The 8,593-nt window shown below is 67.9% G+C and carries 6 protein-coding genes and 2 pseudogenes; 5 read left to right on the plus strand and 3 right to left on the minus strand.

Translation table 11 applies throughout. From position 1 onward, the window contains the following. Positions 1-6 precede the first annotated feature (6 nt). The 3 genes and pseudogenes from ACWD5O_RS31890 to ACWD5O_RS31900 form a co-directional block, all read left to right on the plus strand. Positions 7-486 (plus strand): cupin domain-containing protein, encoded by a 480-nt coding sequence (locus tag ACWD5O_RS31890; protein ID WP_450087584.1) that lies wholly within the window; start codon positions 7-9, stop codon positions 484-486. After that, positions 479-1,666 carry an FAD binding domain-containing protein gene (locus ACWD5O_RS31895; protein ID WP_450087585.1) on the plus strand — a complete coding sequence of 396 codons (1,188 nt, stop codon included), beginning with the start codon at positions 479-481 and terminating at the stop codon, positions 1,664-1,666. The genes ACWD5O_RS31890 and ACWD5O_RS31895 overlap by 8 nt, the downstream gene beginning before the upstream one ends. A 202-nt stretch (positions 1,667-1,868) precedes the next feature. Further along, positions 1,869-2,045: pseudogene (locus tag ACWD5O_RS31900) on the plus strand (site-specific integrase); the annotation flags it as partial. A 529-nt stretch (positions 2,046-2,574) separates the two neighbouring features. Here ACWD5O_RS31900 and ACWD5O_RS31905 read toward each other — a convergent pair. Further along, a complete protein-coding gene (locus tag ACWD5O_RS31905; protein WP_450087586.1) occupies positions 2,575-5,061 on the minus strand; it encodes a tetratricopeptide repeat protein in 2,487 nt (828 codons plus the stop codon). Between the two features lie 232 nt (positions 5,062-5,293). Further along, positions 5,294-5,833: pseudogene (locus ACWD5O_RS31910) on the minus strand (IS6 family transposase); the annotation flags it as partial. Between the two features lie 306 nt (positions 5,834-6,139). Between ACWD5O_RS31910 and ACWD5O_RS31915 the strand changes: the two are divergent. Both ACWD5O_RS31915 and ACWD5O_RS31920 read left to right on the plus strand, forming a co-directional pair. Beyond that, complete coding sequence (locus ACWD5O_RS31915; protein ID WP_250799179.1) at positions 6,140-6,343, plus strand: cold-shock protein; 204 nt, start codon at positions 6,140-6,142, stop codon at positions 6,341-6,343. A 426-nt stretch (positions 6,344-6,769) separates the two neighbouring features. Continuing rightward, positions 6,770-7,051 carry a hypothetical protein gene (locus ACWD5O_RS31920; protein ID WP_450087587.1) on the plus strand — a complete coding sequence of 94 codons (282 nt, stop codon included), beginning with the start codon at positions 6,770-6,772 and terminating at the stop codon, positions 7,049-7,051. Positions 7,052-7,248: 197 nt separating this feature from the next. On the opposite strand, the gene ACWD5O_RS31925 is transcribed toward ACWD5O_RS31920, so the two are convergent. Further along, positions 7,249-8,058 carry a nucleotidyl transferase AbiEii/AbiGii toxin family protein gene (locus tag ACWD5O_RS31925; protein WP_450087588.1) on the minus strand — a complete coding sequence of 270 codons (810 nt, stop codon included), beginning with the start codon at positions 8,056-8,058 and terminating at the stop codon, positions 7,249-7,251. Between the last annotated feature and the right edge of the window lie 535 nt (positions 8,059-8,593).

Below are 8,593 nucleotides of genomic sequence, written 5' to 3' on the forward strand. Positions count from 1 at the left end.
GGCGCCATGAACGACCACCACCTGTCCGAGGCCGAGCCGCCCGGGACGTCCCGCGTGGCCGACGTGCACATCATCCGCGCCGACGACCTATCCGACGAGACACCCCAGACGTCCGGCCTGAAGCGCTTCGAGGCCGTCTCCGCCCGCCGCCTCGGGTCCCAGGACCTGTGGATGGGGCTCTCGGTGCTCCCCCCGGGCAGCAAGACCGGTGTCCACCACCACGGCCAGTCCGAGACCGCGCTCTACGTGCTCAGCGGGGTGGGTCGCTGGTGGGTCGGCGACACCCTCGACGAAATGCGGGAGGCGCACCCAGGCGACTTCGTCTACATCAAGCCCCACGTCGTGCACTGGGAGGAGAACGCCAGCGGCGCCGAGCCGGTGCGGATGATCGTCGCGCGCACCACCCAGGACGCCATCGTCGTCAACCTCGAGCACCACCCGTACGGACCCGCACTCGACAACAGCGAGAGGTACGACCATGACTGAGGCGCGCCGCGCGGTCGTCGTCGGCGGCTCGTTCGCCGGACTCACCGCGGCCCTGCTGCTGCGCGAGCAGGGCTTCGAGGTCGACGTCTTCGAGCGAACCCCGACGTACCTCGACGGCCGAGGCGGCGGCATCGTCCTCCAGCCCGACACCGTCCGCTGGATCGTCGAACGACCTCACGGCTTCGGCGTCGACGACATCAGCATCGGCTCGTCGGTTACGCGCTACCTGGGCGTAGGAAACAAGATCGTGCATGAGGAGCCCGCCGCCTGGCGATTCAGCTCCTGGACAACGATGTACCGCGTGCTGCTGGACGACTTCGGCACCGACCACTACCACCTCGGCGAGTACGCCGTCGGAGTCAGTCAGGACGACGACGGCGTGAACATCCGCTTCACCAGCGGCCGGACCGAGAGTGCAGAACTCGTGGTGTTCGCCGACGGAATCTCGTCGATCGGGCGCCGGCGGCTTCAGCCGCAGTTCCAGCCGCGCTACTCGGGCTACATCGGCTGGCGTGGAACCGTGCCCGAGCGCACAGTGTCGGTCGAGACGGCCGACCTCATCCACAAGGCGACGACCTACGCCGTCATCGACGCCTCGCACATCTGCATGTACCCAATCCCCGACAGCAACGGCAGCCTCTCCCGAGGGGACCGGCAGCTCAACTACGTCTGGTACCGCAACGTCCCCGAGGGCCCGGAACTGGACGAGATGGTCACCGACCAGCGCGGCTTCACCGCCCCCGTCTCGGTGCACCCGGGACAGGTGCAGCAGCGGTACGTCGACCGGATGCGTTCCGACGCCTTGGAGCTGCTGCCACCCGCGGCAGCCGAGCTGGTGACCCGGACCGCCCAGCCGTACATCCAGATCGTTCTCGACATCGCGGTGCGCAAGATGGCTTTCGGACGCGTGGCCTTGATCGGCGACGCTGCGTTCGCTGCGCGACCCCACGCAGCGGCCGGCACCGCCAAGGCGGCCGCCGACGCCTGGGCGCTCGCGGACGCGCTCTCTGCTGAGCCCGACATTCCGCGCGCGCTGGCCGCCTGGGAGCCGGCCCGGCTGGCGTTGGGCAACAACCTTCTCAGTCGAGTTGCCGAGATGGGTGCACGGTCACAGTTCACGAACACCTGGGATCCGGCTGACCCAGCGCTGCATTTCGGCCTCTACGGCCCCGACCAGTAGGACGCCTCTGGTGGGGTTGTGGGACGCATGCAACCGGGAAGACCCCTCGACTGCGGCCTACCTGACCGCCCAGCGTCCACAGACCTCGCACCTCAACGGCACAACAAGATCATCTCATCGAGGGGCACTTCCTCGCCGGTTGCCAGCACCTCGAACCGCGCAGCCTCGCAACACAGTGGTGTGGTCTCGCCAAGGAATCCCCTTCGTGTCCCTGCTGTCGGACAGCGGCGTCAGCATCGAACAGATCGCCGACCTTTGCGGCCACTCCGGCACGACCGTCACCGAGAGCGTCTACCGGCACCAACTCCGGCTGGTGCTCCTGAGCGGTGCGATCGCCATGGACCGGATCTTCGACCCTGAGGCGTTGTCACTCAATTAGTCACCCAGCTACGACGAGAGGGCACGTCCGTCGATCAGATGTGCCCTCTGAGCTGCGTCGGAACGGCCGGATTTGAACCGACGACCCCCTGACCCCCAGAGACGCGCAAGCCGTCCCGACCGCTCCCCAGCCCAGGTCAGACGGGTTCTCTCGGCACGGTACGGAACCCTGTGGAGCGGTCGGCTGCTGTACTCCGCTGCTGTACTCCCCCAGCGGTCGGGCGGCGATCTGCGAGACCCGCACCGAACTGGCAACCCCTTCGTCCCGAACAAGGTCAAGTCGCTTCCGTGCCCTTCGGCTGAGTGCAGATATGCAGGTCAAAGCGTTAGTGACCGTTGGTCTGCATCGGTGCCGGGAACGGTCATTTACAAGATCATCTCCCGGATTTCTCCCAGCGCGACGGGGGCACAACGGATCAGACCCCTTCGATGCGAACTGTCGGCCCGGTGGTCCGGTGAGGTCCCGTCCGAGGTCAGAAGGGTTGCGCGGGTCCGAACGGGTCCGGCTCGGTGCCTTTGGCTGCTGTGCTTCACTGCTGTGCAGCCGGTTGATCGTGCGGGTCGATCGCCTCGTCCAGCCGCCCCACCGTCTCGCAGGCGCCTGCGAGGTTGTTGCGCGACGCCAGGGTCTCGGGGTGGTCCGGGCCGAGGATCCGCTCGCGGTCGGCGAGGGTGCGCTGGTGCAGGTCGATCGCCTCGTCCAGTCGCCCCACCGTCTGGTAGGCGCCGGCGAGGTTGTTGCGCGAGGTCAGGGTGTCGGGATGGTCCGGGCCGAGGACCCGCTCGCGGTCGGCGAGGGTGCGCTGGTGCAGGTCGATCGCCTCGTCCAGTCGCCCCACCGCCTGGTAGGCGTAGGCCAGGTCGTTGCGGGAGCCAAGGGTGTGGGGGTGGTCCGGGCCGAGGACCCGCTCGCAGTCGGAGAGGGTGCGCTGGCAAAGTTCGACCGCCTCGTCCAGCCGCCCCACCGCCTGGTAGGCCAAGGCCAGGTCGTTGCGCGAGACCAGGGCGTCGGGATGGTCCGAGCCGAGGATCCGCTCGCGGTCGGCGAGGGTGCGCTGCTGCAGGTCGATTGCCTCGTCCAGCCGCCCCATGATCTGATAGGAAGAGGCCAGGACGTTCCGCGAGGCCAGGGTCTCGGGATGGTCCGAGCCGAGGACCCGCTCGCGGTCGGCGAGGGTGCGCTGCACCAGGTCGATCGCCTCGCCCAGCCGCCCCACCATCCAGTACGCATTGGCCACGTCGTTGCGCGAGGCCAGGGTGGCGCGGTGGTCCGGACCGAGGACCCGCTCGCGGTCGGCGAGGGTGCGCTGCACCAGGTCGATCGACTCGTCCAGCCGCCCCACCAACCGGTAGGCGCCGCCGAGGGTGTTGCGCGAGGCCAGGGTGTCGGGGTGGTCCGGGCCGAGGACCCGCTCGCGGTCGGCGAGGGTGCGCTGGTACAGGTCGATCGCCTCGTCCAGCCGCCCCACCGCCTGGTAGGCCAAGGCCAGGTCATTGCGCGATTCCAGGGTTTCGGGATGGTCCGGGCCGAGGACCCGCTCGCAGTCTTCGACGAGGGCCGCGCCGTGAGTGAGCGCGGCACTGACACTGTGGACCCGGCCCAGCCAGTACTGCATCCATATCCGCAGGGTGAGCAACCGTCGTGTGGTGGATTCGTCGGTGGGGTGCGCAGCGAGGGTCTGGGCGTGTTGAACGTAGTCGGCGATGAGGGTACGGGTCGCCCATTGCTCGCCAGTCTGCTGTGCGGCGGCGTCGAGCCGGTCGACGGTGTCGCTCAGCAGCGTGTCGAGTCGGCCGAGGTGCTGGTTGTGGTCACGGACGACGCGCTGCACGAGCCGGTGGACCACGGTGCGGTCGGTGTCGACGGTGGGGATGGTCAGCGACCGTTCGGCGAGGACGACCGCGGCGGTGTCGTCGTCGGTGAGGTGGGCGAGCATGGCGGGGTCGACGCCGGTGGGGGCCAGCACGGCGAGGTGATCGAGCAGGTTGCGGGCGTGTCCGTCGGGGTCGTTGGCGGCGAGGTCGTCCAGGGCGAGCAGGATCGCCTCGGCGGCGCCGTGCGGGTAGGGGTCGCCGCTGGGGCGTGGCAGCATGTCGGTGACGGACATGGTGGCGAGCCGGTCCAGGTAGGCGCGGTAGCTGCGGTAGCGGCGGCGCGGGCCGATGACCGCGCCGGCCTGCGCGAGGGCGAGGGGCAGCCAGCCGAGCTGTTCGGCGACCTCACCCGCGCCGGTGTCGTCGGTGAGTCCGGTTCGGGCACGTAGGTAGGTGACGGCTTCGGTCGGGGTGAACAGGGTGACGTCGACGGGTTCGCCGAGGTTGCCGAAGTCGTGGCGGGTGGTGGTGACCACGGTATGCACAGCACCGACCGGTGGGGTCCAGGCGCGGATGAGGTCCGGGTCGACGGCGTTGTCGTAGACCAGCAGACAGGGGCCGGAATGCGCGCGCAGCCACGCCAGGGCGGCGCGGGCGGCGTCGACGGGGTCGGTGTCGGGTTGGCGGACTCCTGCTTGGGCGGCGAGTGCGTCCAGGCCGGTGACCAGGTTGGCGGGGGTGTCGGCGACGACCCACACCACCACGGGCCAGCCTTCGGCGACGCGGGCGCGGGCGTATGCGGCGGCAAGCTGCGTTTTGCCGATGCCGCGCTGCCCGGTCACCGCGCAGACCACGACAGTCCGGCCGTGCCCGGCCATCACCGTCAACCGGTCCAGCAGCTCGACCCGGTCTTGCCAGGCGACCGCCTGCCCGGGCAGATCGCCGATCACCATCTGCGGCGGGTCGGTTCCGGCCGCGCCGGGCGGCAACGGTCCGGTGTCGCGGGCGGCGAGCTGGTCGGGGTCCGGGATGGGGTGACCGTCGCGGTTGGCCCACTTCGTCAGCGCAGTGACGACGATCGTGACGATCGCGGCGGCGACACCGACCGCGACGTCGCTGTCCTGGTGGTTCGGCCCAGCGGCCGCCCACCAGCCAATCGCCCCGGCCACCACCGCCCCGAGGATCACCGTCGCCCAGCGCATTCACACCCCATCCGGCTCCGGTCACCAGTCGCAGCCACCTCATCACAGCAGTCGCGCGCAAGGCATCCCCGGATCGGCCTGTATCACCGGCGCGCATTCGCCGTCGTCGCGCTGCTGGATGCGGTGTTGGTCTGGTGGTGTGTTGTGGTTGCCTGCGCAACAGAGGTGTGGGCCGGAGGGCGCCGTTGCATTATCTGATGGGGAGGTGCGTTACGCCCGGGTCGGGTTCGCGTCAGATGGCCCGGGCGGGTTCACTGAACGCCGAAGCGACTCGGAGCTTGGGCTGACTGTCGAGCCCGAGTTCGTAGTGTCCACGGCGGAGGTTCTGGATGAATGCGTGTCCGGCGATGATCACTTGTGCGGTCTGGTCGGTTCGGAGCACACGCATGGGTCGTAACCGGTGCTTGAGCTGGCTGTGATCGGCCTCGATCGGATTGTTCGCGTGCCGCTCGACATGGTGCCAGGCCGAGGAGATCAGGTCGTCGAGCACGGCGGGGTAGACCGGCGCGGCGTCGGTGACCACCTCGGTAGGCGTCACCTTCAGCATCCGTAGGGCCTTCTGGAAGAACCGCCGGGCCGCGGCGGCGTCACGGCGGGCCGAGACGAGCACGTCGATGACCTGCCCGTGCTGGTCGATCGCCCGGTAGACGTACCGCCACACCCCGTTGACCTTCACATACGTCTCGTCGACGAACCACCGATCACCCGGGGAGTGGCGAGCGAACCGGGCCGCGTCGGCCAGCAACGGGGTGAACCGTTGCACCCATCGGAAGCACCCCAACCGCGCCCGCACGCGGTGGGGACGACGACTAGCCCATCGTGAACCCGGTCAACGTGCCGTCCACGCGGCGTGGCAAGCAGACGAGTGACCAGGTCCACTCACCGCCATGGGATCGACGACGGATCATGTGCTACGGTGCCCGAGTTGCAGTTTTGATTTCCGTAGACGTCTTCCGGCGCCTGATGGGGCATCTGAAACCCATCCAGGCGCTTTTCGTGTCGTTTCGACGCGGGTGATCAACGCGGCGGCGTAAGGGTCCGCGCAGTGCGGTCTCTAACAGCCTGCGAAGGAGCAGACATGACTACAGGTACCGTGAAGTGGTTCAACGCCGACAAGGGCTTCGGCTTCATCAGCCCGGACGACGGCGGCGCCGACGTCTTCGCCCACTTCTCCGCGATCTCGGCGAGCGGCTTCCGCAGCCTCGACGAGAATCAGAAGGTGGAGTTCGACATCACCCAAGGCCAGAAGGGCCTGCAGGCGGAGAACATCCGCCCGCTTTGATCCACACTCTGCGAACGGCGGCCCGACTGGTTCAGCGGGCCGCCGTTCGGCGTTTCATGCGTTCACCACGGCATCGCGAAGATCGTCTGATCGGCAGAAGTCCGGCCATCTCGGTGTGGAGCGCGCTCAGCATTGCCCCCGTGTTCTCTTCTCTGGATCGATTCGGACCTCGGGCGCTAGTCTGCCCAGGCCGACTGTCAGCTCGCCCAAGGCGCGCCTCTGGCTCATGAACCAGACAGACACGGACATCGACCCTTATCGCTAACGAGCCGAATTCCGCATCGCCGCCGCCCTGACGGTTGAGGCACGTACGGTCGCGGTCCAGGTGGAGCACGCCGTGGTCGGACTCGACGCCTCGCCTCCTGATGACTGTCAGACAGCCGGGACCCGGGGTGCACGGCGTTACATCCTGAAGGGTTGATGATTATGACGACGACCTACTCGGGTCCTGCGAGGCTGATCCTGGTCGACGGCGCATGCATATCCGGCATGGCTTCCCTCAGTACCAACCAGCGCGGAGGACTCAACGGCTGGGGGGGCACATTCCGTCCGGACGAGATCACGGCAGACCTTCGCAACGCAGTCGAAGGGCTGCAATTGGAACTGCCCTACGATCGGATGGGGAGAGTCGTCGTCACCGGCATACGCAAGCTACTCGCCACGCAGGTGTTGATGTCGTTGGCAGGCCGCGGACCCGCACCATTCTGATCGTGCGCCGCACGGCCGCCGCTACATCGCCGCCGCGACGCGGTCACTCTGCTCTGACGCAGCGATGAGGGCAGGACCGTGTCGATCGATAGACTCTGCCGGGAACCGTTAACTCTCATGCCGCCTATCGCGCGTTACCAACTGTCACGACAGCCGGATGGAGCGGGTGCCGGTCCTGCCGACCTGTTCTGGCTTGGTCAGGTCCAGGCGTGATCGAGGGCCAGTGCCAGCCGCCTGGTCCACTGCTCGGCGGTGCCCGTAATTCCGGAGTACTCGTCGGTGAAGTTGGACCAGTCGACCTCCCAGGACAGCACGGTCTCGGCCGTGAAGGTATCGGCTTCGGCGCCGAGTTCCGGTCGCATGAGTTGGCGGACGAGGGCTTGGTCAACGGCGGTGTGTTCGGCGAGCAGGACCGCGTCGTAGAGGTCCTTGCCTTGCGGGTACATGTCGGTGGCCAGCCGCAGCGGCTTCCACGCCAGCGCCAGCGAGGCGGGCGCGGCCAGTAACGACTCGTCGACGTCGGGCAGGATCAGCACCTCTGGCGGGAGAGGAAGTCGTTCGCCGAAGACGATGTCGATCTGTACGTGGCCGTCCGATGCCTCCGGGGTGCTGAACGGGATGAGCAGGCGGCGTCCGTCAGCGCGTTCGTACGTCCAGATGGCGGACTCGGTGATCCGGTCTGGTTGCAGGCCGGCGCCCGTTGCGGTTCGGATGGCGGTCTTGATGTCATCGAGCAGCGTGCGGGCGTCGGTGCTGTCGCTGGTGATGGTGTGCGGGGTGACGACGAAGTCGAGGTCGCCCGGCTCGCGGCGGCGTCGCCGACCCAGGCCGCAATGGTGACGCTGCCGCGCAAGACCAGATACTGGCCCCAGGTGGTTGCGGCGATGGCCGCCAAGACGTGATTCGTGGCGGCGCGTCGCGTTGGTCCACAGCTGGCCGGTGGCCGCTACGAGGAAGTCGGGCTCGCCGGCGCGGTAGGCGTTCGGGTACTGCAAGACGCCCGGCACAACCGGTAGCAGGGCCGGTCGGAACGAGCGGTCTCAGGCACCAACGCTGGCTTGGTCATCGGAACCCGCACGTCGAGCAGGCGGCTGGTCGAACTCCAGTTGCTGAGGGTCGCGGGAGGTGCGATCAAGCCGGTCGCGAGTGGAGTTTGCCAACCGACGGATCCGAGGCAGGACACCCTAATGAACGCAGGCAGAGGGCCATAGGGGACGCCAGCCCAACCAAGGGCGGGAGCGCCGTGCTCCCAATCTGCTCCCAATTAAGGGGGAAGAGCGTAGAAGCCCGTTACCGGTGGATCCGACGACGGGCTTCCTACCTGCCTATATTCATGGTGGGCGATACTGAGATCGATCCAGTGACCTCATCGGTGTGAACTCTCGGCGAGCGGGTCGGCTCGAGCTGGATGCGAGGTAAAACGGCCTGCTGAGGCGCATCTCGGCTCGGTTCGGCTGGCACGGTTGCTGTACTTCGCTGCTGTGTGCGCCACGAGGCGCCGGAATGTCGAGAGGGGTGAGAGTCCTCTCCGTTGGGCCGTCG

The sequence above is a fragment of the Micromonospora sp. NPDC005161 genome, from assembly GCF_053599855.1.

What these genes read in the sequence shown, in the direction of transcription:
- ACWD5O_RS31890 (WP_450087584.1), top strand. Translation starts at nt 7, where the DNA reads ATGAACGACCACCACCTGTCCGAGGCCGAGCCGCCCGGGACGTCCCGC.
- ACWD5O_RS31895 (WP_450087585.1), top strand. Translation starts at nt 479, where the DNA reads ATGACTGAGGCGCGCCGCGCGGTCGTCGTCGGCGGCTCGTTCGCCGGA.
- ACWD5O_RS31905 (WP_450087586.1), bottom strand. Translation starts at nt 5,061, where the DNA reads ATGCGCTGGGCGACGGTGATCCTCGGGGCGGTGGTGGCCGGGGCGATT.
- ACWD5O_RS31915 (WP_250799179.1), top strand. Translation starts at nt 6,140, where the DNA reads ATGACTACAGGTACCGTGAAGTGGTTCAACGCCGACAAGGGCTTCGGC.
- ACWD5O_RS31920 (WP_450087587.1), top strand. Translation starts at nt 6,770, where the DNA reads ATGACGACGACCTACTCGGGTCCTGCGAGGCTGATCCTGGTCGACGGC.